The organism is Psychrobacter immobilis (assembly GCF_904846065.1).
GTDB classification, from domain to species: domain Bacteria; phylum Pseudomonadota; class Gammaproteobacteria; order Pseudomonadales; family Moraxellaceae; genus Psychrobacter; species Psychrobacter immobilis_H.
The window spans coordinates 1,550,551-1,575,730 of the sequence record NZ_CAJGZV010000001.1 but is presented as its reverse complement, the minus strand read 5'-3'; the positions used below and the strand labels follow the sequence as shown (position 1 = coordinate 1,575,730).

Genomic DNA, 25,180 nt, shown 5'->3' with positions numbered 1-25,180 from the left:
TGTTTTTTGTTCGTCATTTATCTTGTTAACCAACAACTAACACTTTTTATCTTGAAAAGCCCTAATCGCTCTCTCTATATATTAGTATTACCGAATATATAGAGAGAGACAATGCCGCTCATCGGGCATTTATTACCGTTCATCCAATTATATAACAAAAAATGAATATATAGATGTTTTTTGCTCCTTGCTTATATTGAATGCTCCCACTTTTTTGAAATAATCCGCTTTGAAACTTAATAAAACACACGCTTATACACACACTTTAGAGATGTTTTAAGCGCGTGTTCGCCACTTTATACTGCTCTTAGTCCCCTTCAGAGTTAACAGGCAATGTTATTTGCATCACCAGCCCTTGGATATCATCTTGGCGATTATAGACATGAATCTGACCCTTGTGTGCCATTACCACGGCATGAACGATTGCCAGCCCCAAACCATAGCCCCCCGTTTCACGATGGCGAGCCGAGTCAAGCCGTACAAAGGGCTGAAAAATACGCGCCAAGTCCTTATCCGCGATGCCGCCACCCTCGTCTGTGATGCTGATTTGAAGTGCAGGCTTATTGCCCTCCATCTCCACTTCCTTAATGTCAGCAATGACCGTCGAATCAGAGGCAGTATGCATAAAAGCATTACGAATGACATTTTCAAGCGCGCTATGCAGCTGTTCTTGATTGCCAAGCACTGTCCAAGGGGTTGTTGAATCAGTGGTAGATGAAGCGTCTGCCACCAATGCATGACTCGGCTGCCATTGCCAACGCACATTTTTATGCTGAAACTCAAAGCAAACGTCTTGTCCAATTTCACTAATGATGTCAGAAATATTAACCACTTCGTTTTCTATATTGTCGATCGTATATTGCTGCATTTGTAGAGATTGAATATGAATGATTTGCTCAATCAACTCATTCATCCGCGCCGACTCTTTATCGATACGGTCGAGATAACGACTGGCATTCGGTGCAAAGTCGCGGGTCAGCTCAGTCGCAACGTCTAGACGCGCCAGTGGCGATCGTAGCTCGTGCGAGATATCACTGAGCATCTGTTTGCGTGCCAGCTCACTCTCAGCCAACCGTTTTGATAGTTTAGCCACGTCTTTTGCGAGTAAACCAAGCTCATCATCTCCCATTTTTGATAGGTCTGGATGGGTCTGATAATCGCCATCAATCATACGGTGTACGGTATTTTGTACACGGCGGATACGCTGAGTCATTGTACGGCTCAGCCAAATACAAACCAAGACGCTAAAAACGAGAATAAATAGCAAACGTATGGGGAAATTGCCACGTTGCAGCGCCATAACATCAGCAAAACGCAAATGCGGACGTAATTGTATAATGACAGACTGCTCATCTGGTAAGACGACCGTCACATCAGCCAGCTCAGGGCGACTGTCGAAATCAGCTAGCGTAGCGCTATTTGGCATCATCGGTTGCAGAATATGGTTTAAGAATGACGACTTATCATTCGACATTTTATTATTATCATCGTGACTATTAACCCTGTTATTGTCCACGTTGGGCTGAGCTGCCATTGGTTGCATTGATGATTGCATTGATGATTGCATTGATGATTGCATTGATGATTGCATTGATGGTTGCCCTACTTCACGCCGACTACCCTGCATACCTTTTTGCCTACGCTCATCTCTATTGCGATAACGCGGAAATATAATCGCCCCTTCTTCATCGTAAACACTTATCTGATTCATGAGTTGACGGTCCTGACGATACATCTGCTTAACTGTACTTAAATCACCCGCTTTTAATGCCTCAACCATTTCTTGACGCTTAATCAATAAACTATCAATTTGTACGTTCATGCGAGCCGTTAGTGCTTTTTCGACCAGCCAGCGCTCAACCAAAACAGATAAGATGGAGGTGATGATAATCGTCAATAGCAGACTTAGAAACAAACGCCAAAATAGTGTGATTCGCACTTTAAACGTTGGTGTTTGCTTAAGCGTTTTATGGTTAATAGCTTTCTTGGAAGCGTTCATCGATGAGTCCATCATTACAATACCAGCTGATAGCCTTTACCACGAACCGCTTTGATCGGCTCATCATGAAAAGGTTGAAGTTTTTTGCGGAGTCGCGAGACATGCACATCAAGGCTACGGTCGAACGGCTGTAATTCACGTTGTAAGACATGCTCTGACAGCCATGCTTTGCTTACCACCTCACCTTTTTGTTTCAGTAGCGCAACCAACAAATCAAATTCTGTCCCCGTCACTTGTAGTTCTATGCCATCTATCTGACAGAGCCGCTGGTTTTGATCCAGATGCAAACGGCTCTCTGGTAGCGGCGTATGCTCTGATTTCGCTGCGCTGGTGCGTTTGATGACGGCATTGATACGTGCCAGCAGCTCTCTAGGATTGCAGGGTTTGGTAATATAATCATCAGCACCAAGTTCAAGCCCAATGATACGATCAATCTCCTCCCCTTTTGCGGTCAGCATGATGACAGGGATATCACTGATATTGGGTAATTGACGCAAGACACTCAATCCATCGATTTTTGGCATCATAATATCTAGCACCAGCAAATCATAAGCAGCAGCGCCATTAAGCACATTATTGCTCGCGGTTTTGAGTTTCTGTATGACAGCCTCACCATCGTGAACGCAGTCGCATGTCACCCCATGATTGTGCAAGTATTCTTGTAATAACTGGGTCAATTCTTCGTCATCATCGCCTAGTAGTATGTGTGGCACATCTTTCTCCTTAAGCGTTAAATCGCTTTATGAGCCATATTATCAGTCAATTGCTTATCGATTCGCTATAAACGTTACCTTTCTTAATACTTCATAAATGTTCGTAACCTCTAACTGTCGTAATATAGCGTCTATCAGCGACAAATACTGATAACAAGCTGTGATGGATAGTGGCTATCCGGGGCACTTACTGTTCATAAGCTGATCAGATAAAAACTGACTTTTTCGCAACCAATAACGTATGCACCATAAATTAAGGTAACGATGATGAAAAAATTATTAATGGGCTCAGTATTAGCAATGTCTAGCATTTTCACCGTAACAGCTTGTACTAGTGTTAATGCAACCACTGATACCACACCAACCACCAGCAAAATGCAGCATAAAGATGGCATGAAAAAAGGCGGCATGAGAGGTCCAATGTCGCAGCTAGATCTAACAGCAACGCAACAAGCGCAAATCAAAGCCATCATGCAAGCACAACACGGCGATCGTAAAGCTGACCGTACAAAAAACAAATTGGAACGGGCGCAAATGCAGCAACAGATGCAAGCATTGACTAATAGTAGCACTCTAAATACAGCGGCAGTCAATCGCTTAGCTGATCAGCAAGCGGCTAAAACCAAGCAGCGCTTCATTGAGCGAGTACAGACTCAACATGCTATCTCTCAAGTATTGACTGCTGAGCAACGCGCAAAACTTGCTACATTAAAAGCTGAAAAAATGGCGAAAGATCATAAAGGCTCAGAGCACGGCAAAATGCATGGCAAACAGCGCCAAGGCATGTAGTAAGTTAAAGCATATAAGCTTTTATCAATACAGAGACTTGTATTAATATTTAATGTCTTATAAGAGTTAATATGACAATATAAAAAAGCGCATCGTATAAACGGTGCGCTTTTTAGTTTTAATGTTGGAGCTCACATTACTTTGATATGTTAATTAACTGTAAAAAGGCGCGCTCTTCAAGAATTTTGATATCTAAACCATTCTGAATCAGCTCTTCTACTTTTCGATGCTTACTGCTTTTTTCATGACCAGCAAGCAACGTTAAATCTTGAACACCAACTACAAGATAATCTAATGTCTTCGAAGCACCTGCTTTGACATTAAAACCATTTTTGGCTGCTATCTCAGCAATATCTGTTCGACTGATACTAAGGTTGCCTGTAAAGCAAATATTGAGTCCGGCATATCGCCCCGACTCATCTCCAACTTTTGTGATATTACTGGGGTAGTTTCTACTATTTGCACGTTGTTGCTGAGGATAATTGCGACTGTATTTACTATCTTCTACCCAATCATGAATTGATAAACCATTTTCTCTAAGAATGGTTACAACTATAAAGCCACATGCTTTGGCATCTTCTAGCGCGTCATGATGGTCAAACTGATAACTCCATTCTCTACAGACATTCGCCAGATTATAACCTTTGACCGCAAAACGCTGACACGTCTTACGTACCAACACTGTAGCATCGACCCACTGTAGCTCTGGTATTGATAATTTGTGAAGCTCTAGACTTTTTGTCAACGCCCTTTGATCAAAGTCAGTATAGCTAACGACAACATTTTCACCGACAAATTTTAATATTTGCCCATAAATGTCATACATAGACGGCGCATCTTTTACCATATTACTGGTAATACCATGCACTTCTATATTTTGACGACTAAAAGAAGTCTGAGGACATACTAACGTACAGTAGGTATCAATTAACTTACCGTTCAAATATTTAGCCAAGCCTATTTGACAAATAGACCCTACGTCGCTGTTTGCAGTTTCAACATCAATGGTCACAAAATTCATTATCTCGTCCTCAATGTCGTAGATTTAGTCTGATTTAATTTTATTTAATCAATCGCCCCAAACTTCTCTTTAGCCATCGGCATGACACTAAACATCATCTTACCCATCGCAGTACCATTGCCATCACGATAATACTGCATCAACTCGCTGCCATACTCGCGCATATCAATACTATTACTGGCATTAGGCACTTGCACATCACTTGGTAAATTGGGAAATGCCATGTCTTTAGTGCTGATAGCGGAATACTGCTGCAAAACATCTATGACCATGTTCTTACCATCGGCGGTTTCGCTCGGAAGCTCACTGCGCAAATGCTGCCATTTGAGCTGACCACGCTTATCAAATCCATACAACTCTTGCGTCTCTGCATTTGATAGCATTGCACTTTCTGCCGTCTTTTCTTTTGCCTCTGCCATTGTTTCCTCTATTGTCTCACTGCCACTATCCACATCACTATCCATGTCACTTTTTATCATTGCTAGCATCTGCTGCACTAACGCTTTACTGGTAAATTTATCAGCATCTGTGTTGCCTACCTCGTAAGCCGCGCTTTCTTTCACCAGTTCTGGATATCGCTGACTCATCCGCTCGTAAATGATGCGCATATAATCTTGATAAAACTGCTCATAACTCTCAGCACTTTGTACACGGCGAATAACTTGTTTACTTGCTAGCATTGCTGGTAGCTGATGCGAGGGTAACTTGGGAGAGAGCGATGCTAGCGTATTAGGGGCGACATAATCAAACTGGCTAATAGGTGCAGCATCAAATGTGGCATCTAACGCGGCAAAGTGGCTTTTTATCAACTCACTACCAAAGCCTTTGGGTAAGGTGCCATCATCAATGGCTAGCTTTAACCACTTGTTGCGCCACTTTGTGCCGAGCTTGTCATCTAATAGCTCTGAATTAAACATCGCAAAATTATCTGCCCATAGATAAATATTACCGTTTTTCAAATCCAAATAAATCGGCTGATTCATGCTGCTTTGATGATTACGTGCTTGATACTGCACGCTCGCCAGCATCGTCGCCTTGCCAGCCATTGGCTGATAAACGCCTTGCGCATTGATAGACAGCGGCTTTAGCACATAAGCATCTAGCAACTTTGCTTTTTTGATATCTTGCGCTGTCGCTCGGTCGTCGTAATTGTCAAATAACTGTTGGTAAGATGCTGGCACAGTGATTTCACTATCATATTTACTCTCTACCCATGCCTCATAGGCATCCGTACACTCAAGATAAGTGTCTTTTAGCACCGTTCGCTGAGCATCATAATCTGCCGCCAAAATGTCTTTATTTTGCGCTTCTGCTTGGGTAATTAAGGCGGCATACGCTTGATCGTGTGTGTCTTCGCAGTATTCATCAATATAGCCTGAGGCGACTGGCGCTTTAGCATCTATTTTAGTATCAATATCGCTAAACTGCTGCTCGTTACTAACCTCAAGATTGCTATGATAGCTAAAAGACTGGCGGCGCTGTTTCTGTAACGCAGTCGCCAATGCTGTCTTTGCTGCTACTGGCGTTTGCTTAGCAGTCATAGCATTAAATTGGTCAAGACTGGTAGATTGGCAGCCCGTTAATAATAGTGCTCCTGTTACCAATGCACCAGCAAATAGGCGATTGCCATTAAGAACTGACGCAAGGCTCGCTGACGAAAGACGACTTGCAATGATTTGATGTGCTTTTTTCATTTTTTATCCTTAATAAATATGGGCTTGAACATGACAAGATAGCGTTATTGATCATCTACCCTGTTGTCAGCATCGTCTTCGATATCAGTATCATCTTGACTATCAGCACTGTCATATTCTGCTGCATCATAGCCGCTATCACCATCTGCATAATCGCTACCATAGTCATCATCATTGTAATCATCACTGCTCCCACTATAGTCATAGCGTGCATCACGTGCCGTTTGCAGTCTGTCTTTTTGTTGGCGTCGCTCTGCCATCCATGCATTGCCATCGATAGCGGCTTTAGCATTTGCGCCAAAAGACTCGGTCAATAAAGGCGTTAGTGCATGTTTACTAAAACTGCTTTTATCATAGCGTACTTGATTCAGCACGCTGGTTGTAGAACCCATCAAGTCACCACCGATATTTACCCGCTGCTGCTTAGCAAGCAGGCGATCGGCGCTATCTAAATAATAGTAATTTATCTGATTAAAAGAGATTGGACCTATGGCTTCAATTAGCTGCAAAAGCGAACCTACATCCACACTTTGGTAGCCTTTATTGTATAGCTGCACTTTCGCAAGCGCAGTTTTTAGCATAGCGCCATCAGGATATTTCTGTGGATTGGCATCGACATAATCCTGTAGCGACTTTGTCATGTATTTTAGGGTTTTGCCGATCATCTCACCGCTTTGCTTGCTGCCAAAATAGACTTTTACCGCTTGGCTCGCACCAACTTCTTTGGCAAAGGCATCACTGCGAATATCTACCGCACTAAAGTGTTCGGGCGCTAGCTCTGCCATGCTGCTCTGTATGGCAGCAATGGCGGCATCGTAAAGCACTGCTGGCGGCAGCTGCGCGGTAATACTCTCAGGCAACCCAAAACTAACGGTATGTGAGGTCATTTGGTTAGGTAAAGGGGTGTTTTCAGGATTAACCAATGCTACGATAGGCATGATTGCTGATGGGTCTACCGTAACTGTACTATGGTTAAAATCGAACGCTAGCGGTATCTGTATAGATGAGCTAATCGTTGGTGTCACATAATCATAGCTATAGACGCTCTGCAGTTGTCGTTGTTTGGGTTTGTACTGACTGACACTATTGAACGTTAAATTTTGATATTGATAAACATTTGACGCAGCTATCTGTTCAGGCGTGCGATGGAACATACTCAGCATTTGACCAATGACACCCGTAGATGTTACTGATTGGCTACCTTGTTCTACATCCTCTGGTTGTTGTTTTGCCATTTGTACGGCTTCATACTGCTCTATCATGCTTTTTGGGTTTAATTTTGATAACTTTGAAAAAGCACTGTCTGATTCATAATCATCGGTGTCATAGTTCCCTTCGCCGTAACTCTCTGATTGATAGTCACTGCGACTATAACCGTTTTCGTCATAGTTAACATCCTCTACAACACAGACTTCATAAGCGTCATCGTCCTCATTGTCATTGCATTTATTCGACTCTGCACTTACCGCTGCTAACTCTGCCATAGCCTCAGTTTGCCTGTCCTCATAATCACTTTCATCATAACTAACGTCAGGCTCATAAGCATAGGCTTCTATAATCGTTCTAAGTAAGCTACTAGAACCCGCATCAATGCTGTCTGGAGCAATAAAAGGAACGGCTTGATAATTGGCTTGCGAGACTGCTACGTGTTCTGTTGCCAAATGCTGACGAATAGCCGCCAGTAAATGTGACTTTGCTTGATTGTCAGTATTGGGGTATTTTTCTTGGTCAAATAATTGCTGATAACGCTCAGATTTGGCTGTGAGGCTGGCATTAAATGCGCGTCCTTGTGCTTGGCTCTGCGCGCTATCAGCGGTACTAAAATCAATCATATTTTTTGACACCACAGTCGATGATACCGCTGGGCTTGATTGACAGCCCAAAAGAGCCAAAGACGTAGTGCCAACCAGCAAGGCGATAGACGTCAATTTACCTACCTGATATACATGGTCGTTATTATTGATAGACGAATGATGACTCGTCATCTCAGAGTAGCGCTGTCGATTATGGTTATTAATATGATTTGATGACATAGTAATCTCTTTGTATAAATAGCCAGTCTATAATTAGTGTACATTAGTACCGTTATTTATATCACAATGCGTTACAATTTAGTAATATTAGAACCTATTTATTAAGAAAATACTTAGATTTTTTTATACAAAACAACTTTCTCACTACTGCTTTCTCGCCCAAGTAAAAAGGACTTTACAATGCCAACCTCGATATCAAAAAACAACATACGCACTGCTAACAATAATCCTCAAGGTAGAGCAAATATTAAAGCGGCTATTTTGTTAGTCAGTAGCACATTTTTAGTATCACTATCGGCTCATGCGCTTGAGCCGACAACCAATCAATCAAGTACTATCAACCAAACATCGATTAACACTAGCGCCATCAATCTCGCGATTACGGCTGATAATCCTACTGTAATATCTGAAACTCAGCGTGTGACAAGAGCCAAAATCAATGCCCTCACTTCCACGATTAACAATGCCAAGACCGATCAAGCCATCTATTCTGAAGATGCGATTCACCACCCTGTTTGGGCAAAGAACGGCATGGTCGCCACCCAAGAAGCCCTCGCCTCTGATATTGGACTCAAGATTTTAAAAGACGGTGGTAATGCGGTTGATGCTGGCGTCGCCGTTGGCTTTGCCTTAGCAGTGACCTTACCCCGCGCTGGGAATATCGGTGGTGGTGGATTTATGATGATTTATGATGCCAAGCAAGGCAAAACGGTGGCACTCGATTACCGTGAAAAAGCACCGAGTAGCGCCTCGCGTGATATGTATCTCGATGAGGATGGCAATGCGGTCAGCGACTTGTCTCGTTATCACGGTCTAGCAGTTGGCGTACCGGGAACAGTCGCAGGATTACTTAAAGCATTAGAAGATCATGGCACTATGAGCCGCGGACAAGTGATGGCACCAGCGATTGCACTGGCTGAGGACGGTATAGAAGTCACAGCAGGTCTGTCTGAGTCACTCACAGCATTAAGCGATCGCATGCAAAAATGGCCAAGCACCAAAAAGATATTTTTTAAACCTGATGGCAGCGCCTATCAACTCGGTGAGCGTTTAAAACAGCCTGAGCTTGCCCATTCGCTAAAACTCATTGCCGCAAAAGGGGCGGATGGATTCTATAAAGGGGAAACCGCAAGTAAGTTAGTCAAAGCGGTCAATGATGCGGGTGGTAATATGAGCTTGCAGGATTTGGCCAGCTATGAAGCCATCGCTCGCGTGCCCGTCAAAGGCGATTATCGTGGTTATGAGATTGTCTCCATGCCACCACCGTCTTCTGGTGGTATACATATCGTGCAAATCTTAAATATCTTAGAAGGTTATCCGCTAAAAGATTATGGTCAAAACAGTGCGCAAACCATTCATTTAATGGCTGAGGCGATGCAGTTAGCTTATGCAGATCGCGCAGAGTATTTGGGTGATTCTGACTTTATCGATGTGCCTGCCAGCGGTTTAGCTTCTCAGGCTTATGCGGATAAACTACGTACCTTAATCAATCCAGACAAAGCCACACCAGCGTCTACTATCAAAGCCAACAACCCTCTACCCTATGAGAGTGATCAGACCACGCATTTCTCCATTGTAGATAAAAATGGCAATGCGATAGCCAATACTTATACGCTAAACTTCTCTTACGGTACGGGTCTTGTCGCTGAAGGTACGGGTATTTTATTAAATAATGAGATGGATGATTTTTCTGCCAAACCGGGTGTGCCAAATGGTTATGGCTTATTAGGCGGTGAAGCAAATGCCGTTGAAGCCAATAAACGTCCATTATCGTCTATGAGTCCGACACTGGTATTTAAAGACAGTAAACCATATATCGTCACGGGTAGCCCTGGTGGTAGCCGCATCATTACCACTGTCACCCAAATAATCTCGAACGTCATTGATCATGATATGAATATTGCTGAGGCCACTCACGCACCGCGTATTCATGACCAATGGCTGCCTGATGAGATTCGGGTCGAAAAAGCACTGAATATTGATACCGTCAAAAAGCTTGAATCAATGGGTCATACGGTCAGTCCAAAATCTGCCATGGGTTCGACTCAGTCGATTATGATTACGCCAAATGGTGTCTACGGCTCGTCTGATCCACGTATCGTTGACGCAGCTGTGGTTGGTTATTGATTTAACTTTTACTTGATATGTATAAATAAAAAACGCTCTCTATCATAATAAAGAGCGTTTTTTTAATAGATATGAAAAGTATTGAAAGATACTATCAATACAACTTGATCTTGTTAAAAAAATCATTGTCTAATAATAATTTCGGTCTGGCATTGACCTCTTTTAAACCCACCTTATGTTGCATCATAAGCTCTATGAGATTCATTTGATCGATGAGTATCAGACTGTGCGAATCCGTTGCATTGGCATATTCCTGCGCAGGCTTGGTAAAGCTTGTTGTGGTAATAAACAAGCCATGATGATTGGTTTTTTGTGGTGGATAAGCCCCTATGAAGTTTCTCAAATCGCCATTAGATATATTATTACCGGCACTATATAATTTGGCTTGAATATAATAGTTATGCACCTCACCATCTGGGAAATCCTGAATAATCAGCCCATCAATGCCATTGTCATTCGAGCGTCCAGTATGACGCGAGGTCAAATTACTCTCAGGACTTTCAATCTCTAAAGATCGTTCAATCATTTTTAGACAAAACCACTCAAACTGCAAAGGTGACAAGCTTTCAAGCTGTGCCATAATCATATCAGGCGTTACTTTGACAAAATCATTGCCCACAGTAGCATCTGCATAATTGTTCATAAACATAGACGTTCGGCGCTGAGTTTCTTCTATCAAATGATTAATAAGTGCATCGCCATTTTTACCATAAGCCGCAATATTGACTTTTTGCAGATCAGCAAAGGCTTTATTATCAAAACGGGTCAAGTTAGCAATATAATCACTATTTGGAATGCCTTCGTTAATGTATTGAGTAAAATTGCTTCCTGCTAACCAAAAATAGACTTTGCCAAACGGGTCTAAACGTATGATATTTTTAGGCGTTACTTTTTCATCAAAAGTAATAAAATTAGCGAAATTCTGATTTAAATTGGGTACTAAGCTGAACTTGTCTTCTTTGACCAGCCCCATTGCGGACAAGCACAATAAAATTAGATCAACGATGTCATCATAACAAGGTGAGCCGTTATGACACTCATGGCGTATATCATAATTACTCATGTAATTGATTTCTTTATGATCATTGACAATTTGTGCCAACTTTTCAAACTCTCTATAAAATACCGTGCGACCAACGGTATTCCGCGTACTCAAATTTTTTATGGTTTGTATACCCGCATTTAACATGTCACCAAATGCGGGCAGCTTCGTAATGTTACTCATAATATTATCGTCTTTGTTTGATTACATGAACATTATTGTGTGAAATAAGGCGTCAAATAGGCTTTGTTTCGCAATAATTTAAGGACAAATGTTTATGCTACCAACTATTGAGACAAAACACAGCAAAATTTCACCTTTATAACTAAGAAAAACAAATCCTCTCACTCAGATTAAACCCTTTGAATCAGTGGCTGTCTACGGTAAATAATGCTATTATTGACGACCCCATTTGAAACGTATCAACATGGCTATCGAGGTCTTATTTACCTTTGAACATCCATATAAATAACGGATACACATCCTTTGTTTTATCGATAGCTTATTGCTTTTGATCGTACTAGTAAGAGTCTTCTATGGCATTTGTACACCTTGGCATCCACAGTGAATATTCAATTATTGATTCTATCGTGCGTATCAAGCCGCTAGTGAAAGCTGCGGCGGCTGACCATCAGCGCGCGCTGGCATTGACCGATTTGTCCAATTTGTATGCCACAGTGAAGTTTTATCGTGCCTGCCTAGGTGCGGGTATCAAGCCCATTATCGGCAGTGAAGTCATCATGGAAAATGAAGACACACGGCTCACCCTACTTGCGATGGACAACGAGGGCTATCAAAACATCACTCGTATCGTATCACTTGGCTTTACCGAAGGGCGCGCCGACGATGCCAATCATGGTGTACCAGTCGTCAAGCGCAGTCATATTTTAGCGCATGCGGCAGGCGTGATTGTCTTATTTACTGAAAAATCAGATGTCGGTCAGGCACTGGTCGGCTCGATGCCAGAAAAAGCCGATGAGCTGCTAATAGAATGGCAGGCGCAATTTGCTGATCGCTTATATTTTGCGATTAAGCGTACCAATCGCTCAGGTGAAGACGCCTTTATTAAAGCGGCTATTCACTCTGGCGCTAAACACAATATCCCCATCATTGCGCATAATGACGTGCGGTTTTTAGAGCAGGATGATTTCGATGCTCACGAAGCACGGGTTTGTATCGCTGGCTCTTACGTACTTGCCGACCAAAATCGCCCGCAAACTTATTCCGATGCACAATACCTTAAAACCCAAGCGCAAATGCAGCAGTTATTTGCTGATATTCCGCAGGTTATTGACAATACTTTGCGCTTAGCAAGCCGCTGTAATGTGACGTTGACGCTTGGTATCAACGTATTACCTGACTTTCCTGTGCCTGAAGGTGAGACGATTGAATCGTTTTTCCGTGCAGAATCAATCCGTGGGCTTAATAATCGACTAGATAAACTATTCCCCATCGAGAAACGTAGCGATAATTGGAGCGACTTTCGCCAAAGATATGATGACCGCTTAGAGTATGAACTAAAGGTCATTCTTTCAATGGGCTTTCCTGGTTACTTCCTCATCGTCATGGACTTTATCCGTTGGGCAAAAGCCAATGGCGTACCAGTCGGTCCTGGTCGTGGTTCTGGTGCAGGCTCACTCGTTGCTTATTCGCTCAATATTACCGACCTCGACCCTATTCATTACGACTTATTATTTGAGCGCTTTTTAAACCCTGAGCGTGTGTCCATGCCCGATTTCGATATTGACTTCTGTATCGAAGGTCGCGACCGCGTTATTGATTATGTAGCGCAAACCTATGGTCGTGAAGCGGTCTCGCAAATCATTACCTTTGGTACGATGGCAGCAAAAGCGGTAGTTCGAGATGTGGCACGTGCGCAAAGTAAATCGTACTTCCTTGCCAGCAAAATGTCGAAACTGATACCTAAAACACCGGGTATCACCCTCAGTCAAGCGCTTGAGCAAGAGCCGCAGCTCAAAGACTTAATCTCCAATCCTGATAATATGGATTATGAAGATGCCACTGAAGTGTGGGAAATGGCGATTAAGCTTGAAGGCATTTGCCGGAACGTGGGTAAACATGCTGGTGGTGTATTGATTGCGCCGCACAGAATCACAGATTTTAGCGCGATTTATTGTGATGATGAAGGTCACCGTGTCAGCCAATTTGATAAGGATGACGTTGAAGCCGTTGGGCTAGTAAAATTTGACTTTTTGGGTCTACGTAACTTGACGGTGATTGATGCTGCGGTCAGAAATATCAACCTGCGCCGTGCAAAAGAAGGCAAAGATGCGTTGGTGTTAGAAGACCTACCGTTAGATGATAAAAAAGCCTACAAGCTCTTACAAGATGCTAAGACCACTGCCGTTTTTCAGCTAGAAAGTATGGGCATGAAAAAGTATCTGGCGAAATTGCAACCGACCAACATCGAAGATGTGATCGCCATGTGTGCGCTTTATCGCCCAGGCCCACTGGACGCTGGCATGGTAGAGATGTATATCGACCGCAAACATGGTCGTGAGGAAGTCATCTATGACCATCCCAATCTTGAGCCGATTTTAGAAAATACCAATGGCGTTATTGTCTATCAAGAACAGGTCATGCAAATCTCGCAGGTCATGGCGGGCTATAGCTTGGGCGGCGCGGATATGTTACGCCGAGCCATGGGTAAAAAGAAACCTGAAGAAATGGCAAAACAGCGTGATATTTTCATTACTGGTGCAACTTCACAAGGTATTGATGAAGCGACGTCAGGTGGTGTGTTTGACTTGATGGAGAAGTTCGCCGGTTACGGCTTTAACCGCTCGCATTCTGCCGCATATGGCGTGCTCGCCTATCAGACCGCATATCTAAAACAATACTACCCTGCTGAGTTTATGGCAGCGGTATTGACCTCTGATATGAACAATACTGACAACGTCGTATTCTTTATCAATGATTGCCGTGAAAACTTTGATTTAACCGTCGTTAATCCATCGGTAAATCGCAGTGAGTGGCATTTTGTTGCCGATACCCCGACCAATATTATTTATGGTTTGGGTGCGATTAAAGGCGTTGGTGAAGGTGCGGTTGAGTCTATCGTTGATGCACGCCGCCGTGAAGGTCCATTTAAAGATCTATATGATTTTTGCCGCCGCGTTGATATCAAAAAGGTTAATAAACGCACTTTAGAGGGACTGATAAACGCCGGATGTTTTGATGACTTTGCAGCCACCTTGCGACCAGATTTACCAGCCGATCAAGCGTACGAGATTCGTGGCGCATTAATGAGCCAGCTGCCAAGTGCCGTACAAGCTGCTGAACAAGATCGTCAAAACCGCGAAATCGGCATGATGGATTTGTTTGGTGAAATGGATGGTGTCGTCGCCGCGCCGCCACTGGTCATGACACCAGAGCTGATTTGGGGTGATAAACATCGTTTAAAAGCAGAAAAGAACACTTTGGGATTGTATTTGACGGGTCATCCAATCAATGAATACTTGGATGAGTTAAAACGCTATACCTCAGGCGCTCGTCTCGACAAACTGACTGACACGGGCTATAACGGTAGCTGTTATTTCGCCGGATTGATTATTGATATTGCCAACTTTGGTAATCGCAATGTCATTATCTTAGATGACGGCACTTCAAGGCTGGAAGTAAGCTGCTATGCCGAGCGTTTCAATCGTGTCAAAGAACAGTTGAAAATTGATGAAGTCGTCATCATCAAAGGCAGCATTCGTGAGCGTGATGGGCGTTTATTTGCCCGTCTTGATAGTGCCATGAGCATGGTCGATGCGCGCCTAAGATGGATGAAAAAAATCAGTATTAAAATTCATGGCAGCGATATCAATCTGCTGACACGACTGCAACCATTACTCAAGTCTGCACAAGCCAGCATTATTCCGGCACCAAAAATGTCTCATGACAACGAGCAAGACGAGCAAAGTGGCAGCTTTAATGGCAATAGTGGCTACGATGCTGCGATGGGCGGAAGTCTGTATGATGAAAATGGTAATGATTTATTGGCACTAGAAAATGACATGAATCAAAATAGTGCTAGTCAAAGTTATGCCAATAATGCTTTGAGCAATATCGACACCTCCATTAATGATAATTGTCTGCCACTGGGACTGAGCATTTATGAGGAATTTGGCATCGCTAACGTAGGGCTATCTGAGCACTGGCGCATCTACCCCAACGATGACAACTTGCAGCAATTAAAAAATATGGTTAGTGAAGACAATTTACACTTCCATTATAGCTAGGGCGTGTCCTCATTTTAAAAATGGTGATAAAAATGAGATAAATTGCCGTCAAACAAGGAAGATAGCGACGTTAATATCGAGATATTGATAAGCTATTTGACGATGTTTAACAAAATTTAGCCATTTTTAGCCCATTTAGAGAGTAATTGATTGAATTGAGGACACGCCCTAATACTTAAAGAACATTGACGTATTTATAACAAACCCTTTACCGTTTTAACTTTTAGAATTGGACATAAAACCATGGATGAAACCCCAAATAAAAATATGGCTCACCAAGCTGAAGAAATCATTAATCATGAGCAATTTGAAGACATGCGTGATTTGTTAGAAGAAGACTTTGCTGATTTGATACAAGTGTATATCACTGACAGTCAGCAGCGAGTAAGTGCGCTGCGAGTCGCTCAGCAAGAAAATGACAATGCCAATGGTTTTGAGGTTGCTCATGCGCTAAAAGGGGCCAGCGCCAACTTGGGCACGACCCAATTAATGAACTTGAGCAGCCAGTTACAAGAGCGCTGCCGCGAGCGTCTTATCAGCGAGCAAGCGGCACTGATTGAAAATATCGCCGCCGCATTGCAACGCGCAGAACAAGAAATCAATCTAAGATTGGGGTTATAATGAGTAATGATTCTACCCCTATATTAGCAGCATCTACTGCCAATCATACAGTGAGCGACTACTTGTCTTGTGTGCAAATCGTCATGGTTAATACCACTTTGCCTGCCAATATTGGCTCAGCAGCGCGCGCCATGCACACAATGGGTTTGTCTCGTTTGACGGTTGTCGATCCTAAGCTACCAATTGATGAAACCAGTGTGTCTCATGCAGCAGGTGGCAGCGAGCTGCTATCATCAGCCATCATTGCACCTACTTTAGAATCTGCTATTGCGGATTGCCAGCTGGTATTTGCTGCCAGCAGTCGCAGTCGTCATTTGCCTCGACCTGTCGTGACACCCACGCAAGCTGCTAAGATTATGTTTGATTTTATCGATAAACAGTCGGCATTGAGCACAGACGATAGTAACGCTGATACCCGAGCGGCTGCTACTACTAATAAACCAAATATCGCTATCTTGTTTGGACGTGAAGATCGCGGATTGACCAATGAAGAATTGGCTTATGCAGATTATCATATCCAAATTGATGCCAACCCTGCTTATCCTGTACTCAATGTCGCGTCAGCCGTGCAAGTAATCGCTAGCTTTATTTTTGCTTACGCGCAATCACACACTCAGACAGCGGATAGTGTAGATACTGCTTTGAGTACTACTACTCAGCCAATGCTCGATGTACATTTACGTCAGCAATGGGATGAACCCGCCATTACCCAGCAGCAATTGCAACATCTGACTCATCGCACCACTGAACTGATGGTTCAACGAGGTTTAGCCGATAGCGAAAACTTGAAGTCATTACCATCGCGGCTGTCACGACTGGGATCACGCCTACAGCTTGATCAAAAAGAGTATCAGCTACTAAGTGCTTTGATTGCCAAACTTGCAAAAGACTAAAGCTTTTAATATGCAAATTTTCAGGCGTTGAGTTGCTATTGCATTAGCAGCCGTAGCATTTACAAATGCTATGATTTTAAAAATGATAGGATTCAATAATAAAAAGGAATTGATGATGAATTGGAACGTTTATTTGTCCGGAGAAATACACACCGACTGGCGACAAAAAATCATGCAAGGCGCGAAAGACAAAGGTTTAGATATTACCTTTACCTCCGCAGTGACTGAACATGAAGCCAGCGATGCAGCTGGTGATGTGCTTGGTAAAGAAGATATTGGGTTCTGGCGCGACCATAAATCATCAAAAGTTAATGCGATTCGCACCAAAAACATGATTCAAAAATGCGATATTGCTATCATTCGTTTTGGTGATAAATATAAGCAGTGGAACGCTGCATTCGATGCTGGCTACTGCGCGGCTTTAGGCAAGCCGTACATTACCCTTCATGCTGAAGATATTATCCATCCGCTAAAAGAAGTCGATGCGGCGGCAATGGGATGGGCGCAAACGCCAGAGCAAGTTGTTGAGCTGCTAAAATATGTTGTCAGTGATAGCTAAATCATAAATAATTGCCTATAGATAAATTGTCAATGACTGGTATTTCATCTGTCAGTCGTCTGTTTTTATTTATCGCTCATCGCTATATTTTGTGCTGCAAAGCTGCTATAACTAAATTGATTGTAATCAAAAATACGATAGGACAATTTATGTCATTGCCAACTGCCTTATTCAAATCACTTTCACGCATCAAAAAAGACCTAACAGAAGATATCGATGCGGTGTTTAACCGTGATCCAGCAGCACGTAATAGTCTGGAAGTCATCCTGACCTACCCTGGTATTCATGCACTTATTTTGCATCGCGGTGCACATTGTCTGTGGCAAAACGAGCAAAAACTGGCGGCGCGCGTTATCTCATATGGTTCACGCATCATTACTGGTATCGAGATTCACCCTGCTGCCAAAATCGGTCGACGATTTTTTATTGATCATGGTATGGGTATCGTTATTGGCGAAACGGCAGAGATTGGCAATGATGTGACGCTTTATCACGGGGTCACGCTTGGCGGCGTCTCTTGGAATAATGGCAAGCGCCACCCTACTTTGGAAGATGGGGTTATCGTTGGTGCTGGTGCTAAAGTATTGGGGCCATTTACTGTCGGTAAAGGCGCTAAAATTGGCTCAAATGCCGTCGTGGTAAAGGCAGTGCCAGCAGGTGCGACTATGGTCGGGAGTGCTGCGCGAATGATATCAGACCATCACGACGAAAAAGGCAATCCGATTGTTAAAAAGGTCGATGATGCCAAGCAACAAGAAAAAGTGGCGCAAGCTGCTTCTACGGATAATGGCATAGTTAAAAAGGCAGTAGATAAAAAGGCAGTAGATAAAAAATCAATAGATGAAAAATCAATAGATGAAAAATCAATAGATGAAAAATCCACCAATCATTCAGCACGCGAAACCGCGTTTCAAGCTTATGGCATCGATCCTATGTCACAAGACCCTGTCGCCGAAGCCTTTGCTAAAATGCTCGAACATATTCAGCAATCAGAAAATCGCTTAGATCAATTACAAGCAGCGATGTGCAAAATCGATCCTGACTTTTGTAAAAAAGAATATGATAAATTATGCTTAGAGGATATCGATGTGATTGGCCGTGCCGATATAGATGAGATAGGCGCTGAGCAGAAGTAATCTTCTAGCTATCGTCGATGATGAATACAAAAGAGGCTAAACAGCCTCTGTTTCTATTTTAACCAATTGATAAATAATATTTATCGACTAGCCATTTGACAAACAATATTTATAAAAAAGATGAGTCAGGCTGCGTCAAAAACGCTATTTTTGCGCTACTCGAGATTCGTCCCAAAATATCATTACGATGCGGATAACGACCAAAACGATCGATAATCACTTTATGTTTAAGCTCAGCATCCACGGTATCTGCATTGGTATACTGCTTAAATAGCTTTTCTGCTTGTTGATGAATCAGTTTTGATTCGCTGTGCATATAAGGCATCAAGAAAAACTTACGCTCATCCATCGTTTCAAGCGCCTCTAATGCACCGGCAGCAACCGCTTCTTGCGCGAGCGCGAGACTCATCGCATCTTGGGCAAAAGCCGCTGGCGTATCACGGTAAATATTGCGTGAAAATTGATCCAATATAATAATTTCTGCTAAACGCCCTTTTATGCTGCTTCGCCATGTATAAAATTCTACGGCGGCGGCTTGCTCAAGTATACCGCTGTATCGCTCTATTAATAATTGATCAAACGCTATGTCTTTCTCAAAAAACTTCTCACTACCCACCTCATCAAAACAGAAATCCAATATGTCGTTGTACATCATTTCCTCACTCCATTATTTAATAAAACCATCCAAAAACATTATTTGAAGCTATCATTTAAAAACATAAAGTATTCACTTTTGGTTTCATAATCACTAAGGAGTATTTAGCGATTGTGTCCTATACTCTTTCATTATTCATAACTAAAAAAAATAGGAAAACTCATGGCTCGTTTACAAGATAAAGTTATCATTATTACTGGTGCCGCTCAAGGCATGGGCGAGACTCATGCACGTTTGTGTATGCAAGAAGGCGCTAAGGTAGTCTTGACCGATATCAATAGTGAAAAAGGCGATGCATTAGCAAAAGAGCTTGGCGATAGCGCTCTATTTATTAAGCATGATGTCACTAGTGAAGAAGATTGGACGCAAGTCGCTAAAGAAACACAGGAAAAATTTGGTCGAATTGATGTACTGGTTAATAATGCAGGTATCACTACGCACAAATCTATTTTAGATACGTCAGTAGAAGCGTATCGCAAGATTCTAGAGATTAATCAGGTGTCGGTCTTTTTAGGTATGAAAGCAGTCATTCCAACGATGAAAGCCGCCAAACAAGGTTCTATCATCAATATCTCATCAATTAATGGCTTGGTTGGCGGCGCTATAGGCTATACCGATTCTAAGTTTGCGGTACGCGGTATGACCAAAGCGGCAGCATTAGAGTGTGCCCCTCATGGCATTCGCGTGAACTCCATTCACCCCGGCGTTATTGCTACACCGATGATTATGCAAGGCGATACCAAAGATGCGGTTGAAGCATTTGCCAAAACTATTCCGATGAGACGTGTGGCACAGCCCGAAGAAGTCAGCAGCATGGTGTTGTTCTTAGCGTCTGATGATTCAAGCTACTCGACAGGTTCAGAGTTTGTCGTTGATGGTGGTTTGACCGCACAGTAGGCGTAATAGTTAAACTTTTTAAATGTGATATAGGCTGGGCATTTTGCTCAGCTTTTATTTTGAGAGGTTTTAAGAAAAACACTAAGGCGTGTCCTCAATAACTTTTACTTATTTAGAATAGCATCTGGGCTGCTTCATTTAACCTTTTAAAAAATGACCTTTAATCAACTCCTCTATCCCTGCTCTTTCATGCGCTTTGAATGGGTAACGATCTGCCATTACAATCCAATTAGACTCTTCAAATTCCTTATTGCTGCTTAGGCTATTTTTATCAGAAACAACTTCTATTAATAGCGTTTCTATCAATAGAATATCGATATCCATCGTAACTTTTTTTATTGGCGTCTGAGCTTCTGTTAGACGCTGTCTATGACAGTCACCCTCAAGATCTTTAAAAACCTGCTGTAACTGTTGCAGTGTCATTGGCTCTCCCAAACGCAAATAAACGCACTGATTGGTATAATCGGGCTTTGGTTGCGCTTCGGTCGATGTAAAGTCAGGATTTTCAAATGCAGTAGATAACTGTATTCCCCCTAGCGCCGCTAGATCCTTTCGGACAAGCGGCAGATAATGTTCAGCTTGATAATTACTGCCTAAAGCCAATAATACTGCCGTCACAGATTGTGTTTTCAACAGTTCAGGCGTCTGCTTTTTTAGCGTTTCAAGACTCAAATCAGCCAAATTTTTATGCATATTATGCATCATCGTCCTTGCTTACAACTGGCTTATCTTCAATGGCCGTTGCATAACGCGTGATCTGTACCCCAACCGCATCGGCCTGCTTGATAGCAGTGGGCTTAGCAATGCTTAAAGTGATTTTATGACAGCTATATTTGGCCAGCAACTTATCAGCGATTTGCCCCGCTAAATGCTCTAGCAACTGCGCTTTAATGGCTTGGCACCACGCGCTCACATCATCGCAAACCGCTTTATAATTCAGCGCATCATTGACATCATCTGAGATAGCCGCACGGCTGATATCTGTTTCAAGTGCTATATCAATCAGCAGCGGCTGCGTGATTGCGCGCTCCCACGCGTAAACACCGATGACTGCTTCTACTGTCAAGCCTTTAACGAATACTACATCAGATTCGGTATGAAACATGCTCTCATCCTTGTTTGCTAAATTTTAATTAGATTTTGAACTCAGGTTTTTTAATTGGTTTTCTGCAACGCCTCTTCACGCAAACGCGCGGCTTTTAGCGCTTTACTAGGACGATGACGCCATAAGTCAATGCTGAATAATAACAGACCAAACCAAATCAGACCAAATACTGCAAGACGCTGTAAATCAAATGGCTCGTTATAATAGAACACCGCTAAAAAGAAAATAAAGGTCGGCGTCAGATAATTCATAAAACTTAAAATGCTATAAGCAACGAGCTTGGTAGATTTATTAAACAATAACAGCGGTATCAAGGTAATCGGCCCTGCGATCATTAGTAGCCAAATATTGGGACTAAACCAAAAACTCAATTGACTACTGACCACATCTGCTTGCCAGAACCACCATAAGCAAATCGGCACCAACATCGTTGTTTCGACAAACATGGCATCGACAGCCGTCAAAGGCGTCTGCCGTTGAATGGTACCGTAAGTACTAAAACTAAAGGCTAAAATCAGTGATATCCATGGCAAGCTACCAATCATAACTACTTGAATGACTACGGATAATAAGGCGAAACCGATGGCAACCCATTGCAGCGTACGTAAGCGCTCTTTGAATAAAATCATCGATAGCGCAACGCCCACCAATGGTCCGATAAAATACCCCAAACTGGCTTCGAGAATGCGGTCGTGATTGACGGCCCATACATAAGTGAGCCAGTTGGTGGCAATAATCAAACCCGATATAAATGAAAACGCGATCCATCTCGGATTTTTCTTTAAGGTATCGATCCATTGCCAGCGCTTGGTGACTACCAACACGATAAGCAAGCAAGCAAACGTCCAAATAATACGGTGACCGATAATCTCGGTCGCATCGTAGGCGGCCAATTGTTTAAAATATAATGGAAACCCACCCCAGATAAAAAAGGCAATGAGTGCGGTGATGATGCCACGTCTGGTTGTTTTAATGGGCGTAACTGGTTTTTTGATGACGTTTTGGGTGGTCATAGTACAGTACAACTTTTTAGAGCAAAGCGCACTCTTGCCCCATATTAATTTTTATATCAATTCAATGGCAAAAGCGCAGGGTCACTACAGATAGGATACAAGTTAAAAAGCAATGCGCTCATGCCAATATAGGCATCAACACATTGCTAACGATAACAACTTTAAAAACAACATTTACATCAAGGCTAATAAGCAACTTTTTAGACTTTATTGAATGCTGTAGCCAGCATTTTACAAGTCAGCACTTTAAAGCTCAGTGTTGCAAAAGCCAATAATACTATTCAGCAAGTTAATATAGTTTGTGGTATTAAACCGCAACATTATCAACTTTAATAGACATTCCAATGTGATTGGCAAGCTCTGCAAATCCTGGGAAACTGGTATTAACGGTTTCAACACCTTCAATAGTAATTTGCTTGGATGCACGTAAGCTGGCAATTGCAAAACTCATGGCAATGCGATGATCATGGTGCGAGGTAATGTGACCGCCACCAAAGACAGGCTGGCTATTATTGATATTGCTATTTTGAGCCTCAATACCTTCGCCTTCAATGCCTTTACCTTCGATGATTAGCCCATCTTCCGTCACTGTACAATCAATACCCAGTGTTTGTAATCCTTCTGCCATGACTGCAATACGATCAGACTCTTTTACGCGCAGCTCTTTGGCACCAGTCAACACCGTACGACCTTGCGCACAGCTGGCAGCAATGAACAATACTGGGAATTCATCAATCGCTAATGGCACTAAATGCTCTGGGATTTCAATACCTTTTAGGCTTGAGCTACGAATAGTGATATCTGCGACTGGTTCGCCGCCCACATGTGTCTCATTACTTAGGCTAATATTTGCTTGCATTAATTTTAAGATATCGATAATGCCTGTGCGTGTCGGATTAATACCTACTTGCGTCAAAGTCAGCTCACTATTTTGGCTGATCGCAGCAGCGACCATAAAAAATGCCGCAGACGAGATGTCAGCAGGGACAGCGATATCACCACCTGTGAGTTGCCCGCCACCGGTTACACTGATACGGTTGCCATCGACTGTTACTGGATAACCAAAAGCTGAAAGCATACGCTCGGTATGGTCACGACTGACTTCTGGTTGGGTAACGGTTGTGGTGCCTTCTGCCCAAAGACCAGCCAGCAACAAGCAGGATTTAATCTGCGCAGAAGCCACAGGCATCTCATAATCGATGCCTTGTAATGGCTTACCGATAGTCGCTCGACCAGTGATACTAAGTGGTGCCGTACCACTATGACCCGTACTTTGAATGACTGCACCCATCTCGCGTAAAGGTGCGGCCACACGCTCCATTGGGCGTTTATTTAGGCTGGTATCACCAGTTAATACACTATCAAATGATTGCGCCGCTAAAATACCAGCCAGCAGGCGCATGCTAGTACCTGAGTTGCCCATATACAATGGTGTCTTGCTTGGCTTTAGCCCATTCATACCAACACCATGAATGGTCAATTTTCCGTTATCAGGCCCTTCAATGGTCACGCCCATATCACGGAATGCTTGCAAGGTGGCAAGCGCATCTTCCCCTTCCAAAAATCCAGTGACATTGGTCACGCCTGTCGCAAGGCTGCCCAGCATAATGCTGCGATGCGAGATAGACTTGTCACCAGGAATGGCAATAGTGCCCAATACAGTATTGCTAGGAGTAATATTATAAGAAGCTGACATGGCAGAAGTATCCGTATAAGGGGTGCTGGCTAACATATGGCCAAAATGTCGCCGTGCGGCTTGCGCGCGGCCCAAAAGTCCCATCAGGGCGGTTGAATCTTTATCGATGATAAGCTGACGCATGGTCTGTAGGTAAACGCCATACTCATCAAGGGCGCTAACAATCGCGCTTTCGTTGGCAAAAAATATATCATGCCACATTTTAGGGTCACTGGCAGCGATACGGCTAAAGTCACGAAAGCCGCCCGCTGCATAGCGGAACATATCTAAATTGTCATCATGGCTCGCCAATTGCTCAACCAAATTAAAGGCAAGCAGATGTGGCAAATGACTGGTGTGCGCCAATATGCGATCATGGTGTTCCGCATCCATTGACATAACGTTTGCACCCACCGCTTCCCATAACTGCCGCAGCTTGGTAATCGCTACATTGCTTGTAGTAGGTAGCTCACAAATAATGACACTATGATTCACAAACAATGTGGCGCGTCTGGCATGATATCCTGAATTCTCAGCACCCGCAATTGGATGTGCAGGCACCAATCCTGTCGGTAGCGAGCCGAACACCGCTTGAGCCGCATCAATGATATTGACCTTGGTGCTACAAACATCAGTAATGATGCAATCAGTAGCAAGTTGTCCATTATCCATCGCTGCTTTGATATCAATAAATACGGCTTGCACCGCTTGTACTGGTACGGCGATAACAATCAAATCACTACCAAACACTACCTTACTTAAGACAGCACTACCAGCGTCTAATAAGCCGTGCTGAATGGCTTCGTCGATGCTTGGTGTATGTCTATCAACCGCCACCAAACGCTCACTCAAACCATTGTCTTTAATGGCTTGGGCAAGGCTCGCACCGATAAGCCCTAGACCAATCACACAAATCTGTTTAAATAACGGCGGCTGAGTATTCATAGACTGCATATTATTG

At 43.0% G+C, this 25,180-nt stretch carries 19 protein-coding genes; 8 read left to right on the top strand and 11 right to left on the bottom strand.

The window, feature by feature from the left end; all coding sequences use genetic code 11:
* Positions 1–307 precede the first annotated feature (307 nt).
* The gene (locus JMW64_RS06575) at positions 308–1,999 is read right to left on the bottom strand and encodes a sensor histidine kinase (RefSeq protein ID WP_227694095.1); all 1,692 of its coding nucleotides are present in this window, start codon (positions 1,997–1,999) and stop codon (positions 308–310) included.
* Between the two features lie 14 nt (positions 2,000–2,013).
* A complete protein-coding gene (locus tag JMW64_RS06570) occupies positions 2,014–2,712 on the bottom strand; it encodes a response regulator transcription factor (protein WP_201553756.1) in 699 nt (232 codons plus the stop codon).
* A gap of 267 nt (positions 2,713–2,979) precedes the next feature.
* Between JMW64_RS06570 and JMW64_RS06565 the strand changes: the two genes are divergently transcribed.
* Entirely contained in the window at positions 2,980–3,501 is a 522-nt protein-coding gene (locus tag JMW64_RS06565) for a Spy/CpxP family protein refolding chaperone (protein ID WP_201553755.1), read from the top strand.
* A gap of 136 nt (positions 3,502–3,637) precedes the next feature.
* Here JMW64_RS06565 and JMW64_RS06560 read toward each other — a convergent pair whose 3' ends face one another.
* From JMW64_RS06560 to JMW64_RS06550, 3 genes are read right to left on the bottom strand one after another with little or no spacing between them, the layout of a single operon-like run.
* Complete coding sequence (locus JMW64_RS06560; protein ID WP_201553754.1) at positions 3,638–4,522, bottom strand: exonuclease domain-containing protein; 885 nt, start codon at positions 4,520–4,522, stop codon at positions 3,638–3,640.
* A gap of 44 nt (positions 4,523–4,566) precedes the next feature.
* The gene (locus JMW64_RS06555; RefSeq protein WP_201553753.1) at positions 4,567–6,216 is read right to left on the bottom strand and encodes a hypothetical protein; all 1,650 of its coding nucleotides are present in this window, start codon (positions 6,214–6,216) and stop codon (positions 4,567–4,569) included.
* A 44-nt stretch (positions 6,217–6,260) separates the two neighbouring features.
* Positions 6,261–8,249, bottom strand: a complete 1,989-nt coding sequence (locus tag JMW64_RS06550; protein ID WP_201553752.1) for a hypothetical protein — start codon at positions 8,247–8,249, stop codon at positions 6,261–6,263.
* A 180-nt stretch (positions 8,250–8,429) separates the two neighbouring features.
* Between JMW64_RS06550 and ggt the strand changes: the two genes are divergently transcribed.
* Positions 8,430–10,376, top strand: coding sequence for a gamma-glutamyltransferase (gene ggt / locus JMW64_RS06545; RefSeq protein WP_227694093.1), 1,947 nt, complete (start codon positions 8,430–8,432; stop codon positions 10,374–10,376).
* 94 nt (positions 10,377–10,470) lie between these two features.
* On the opposite strand, the gene JMW64_RS06540 is transcribed toward ggt, so the two are convergent.
* The gene (locus JMW64_RS06540) at positions 10,471–11,601 is read right to left on the bottom strand and encodes a restriction endonuclease (protein ID WP_201553751.1); all 1,131 of its coding nucleotides are present in this window, start codon (positions 11,599–11,601) and stop codon (positions 10,471–10,473) included.
* 353 nt (positions 11,602–11,954) lie between these two features.
* Here JMW64_RS06540 and dnaE point away from each other — a divergent pair, with 353 nt between their 5' ends.
* The 5 genes from dnaE (at position 11,955) to cysE (ending at position 18,874) form a co-directional block, all read left to right on the top strand.
* Complete coding sequence (dnaE, locus tag JMW64_RS06535; protein ID WP_201553750.1) at positions 11,955–15,665, top strand: DNA polymerase III subunit alpha; 3,711 nt, start codon at positions 11,955–11,957, stop codon at positions 15,663–15,665.
* A 243-nt stretch (positions 15,666–15,908) separates the two neighbouring features.
* On the top strand, positions 15,909–16,286 hold the full coding sequence (locus JMW64_RS06530) for an Hpt domain-containing protein (RefSeq protein WP_201553749.1): 378 nt from the start codon (positions 15,909–15,911) through the stop codon (positions 16,284–16,286).
* Positions 16,286–17,179 carry an RNA methyltransferase gene (locus tag JMW64_RS06525; protein WP_201553748.1) on the top strand — a complete coding sequence of 298 codons (894 nt, stop codon included), beginning with the start codon at positions 16,286–16,288 and terminating at the stop codon, positions 17,177–17,179. The genes JMW64_RS06530 and JMW64_RS06525 overlap by 1 nt, the downstream gene beginning before the upstream one ends.
* A 112-nt stretch (positions 17,180–17,291) precedes the next feature.
* Positions 17,292–17,738, top strand: a complete 447-nt coding sequence (locus JMW64_RS06520) for a YtoQ family protein (RefSeq protein ID WP_265089801.1) — start codon at positions 17,292–17,294, stop codon at positions 17,736–17,738.
* 188 nt (positions 17,739–17,926) lie between these two features.
* Complete coding sequence (gene cysE / locus JMW64_RS06515; RefSeq protein ID WP_406947501.1) at positions 17,927–18,874, top strand: serine O-acetyltransferase; 948 nt, start codon at positions 17,927–17,929, stop codon at positions 18,872–18,874.
* 109 nt (positions 18,875–18,983) lie between these two features.
* Here the strand turns inward: cysE and JMW64_RS06510 are convergent, their stop codons facing one another.
* Positions 18,984–19,529: a DUF924 family protein gene (locus JMW64_RS06510; protein ID WP_201553746.1), complete on the bottom strand. Its 546-nt coding sequence runs from the start codon at positions 19,527–19,529 to the stop codon at positions 18,984–18,986.
* A gap of 162 nt (positions 19,530–19,691) precedes the next feature.
* On the opposite strand from JMW64_RS06510, the gene JMW64_RS06505 reads away from it, so the two are divergent.
* Positions 19,692–20,426: a glucose 1-dehydrogenase gene (locus JMW64_RS06505; RefSeq protein WP_201553745.1), complete on the top strand. Its 735-nt coding sequence runs from the start codon at positions 19,692–19,694 to the stop codon at positions 20,424–20,426.
* A 138-nt stretch (positions 20,427–20,564) separates the two neighbouring features.
* On the opposite strand, the gene JMW64_RS06500 is transcribed toward JMW64_RS06505, so the two are convergent.
* The 4 genes from JMW64_RS06500 to JMW64_RS06485 all read right to left on the bottom strand — a co-directional run bounded on the left by JMW64_RS06500 (position 20,565) and on the right by JMW64_RS06485 (position 25,173).
* Positions 20,565–21,131, bottom strand: coding sequence for a 2-amino-4-hydroxy-6-hydroxymethyldihydropteridine diphosphokinase (locus JMW64_RS06500; RefSeq protein ID WP_227694091.1), 567 nt, complete (start codon positions 21,129–21,131; stop codon positions 20,565–20,567).
* Positions 21,121–21,531, bottom strand: a complete 411-nt coding sequence (gene folB, locus JMW64_RS06495; RefSeq protein WP_055124101.1) for a dihydroneopterin aldolase — start codon at positions 21,529–21,531, stop codon at positions 21,121–21,123. The genes JMW64_RS06500 and folB overlap by 11 nt, the downstream gene beginning before the upstream one ends.
* A 50-nt stretch (positions 21,532–21,581) precedes the next feature.
* Positions 21,582–22,544, bottom strand: coding sequence for an EamA family transporter RarD (gene rarD, locus JMW64_RS06490; RefSeq protein WP_055124102.1), 963 nt, complete (start codon positions 22,542–22,544; stop codon positions 21,582–21,584).
* Positions 22,545–22,851: 307 nt separating this feature from the next.
* Complete coding sequence (locus JMW64_RS06485; RefSeq protein ID WP_406947500.1) at positions 22,852–25,173, bottom strand: bifunctional prephenate dehydrogenase/3-phosphoshikimate 1-carboxyvinyltransferase; 2,322 nt, start codon at positions 25,171–25,173, stop codon at positions 22,852–22,854.
* Positions 25,174–25,180 lie beyond the last annotated feature (7 nt).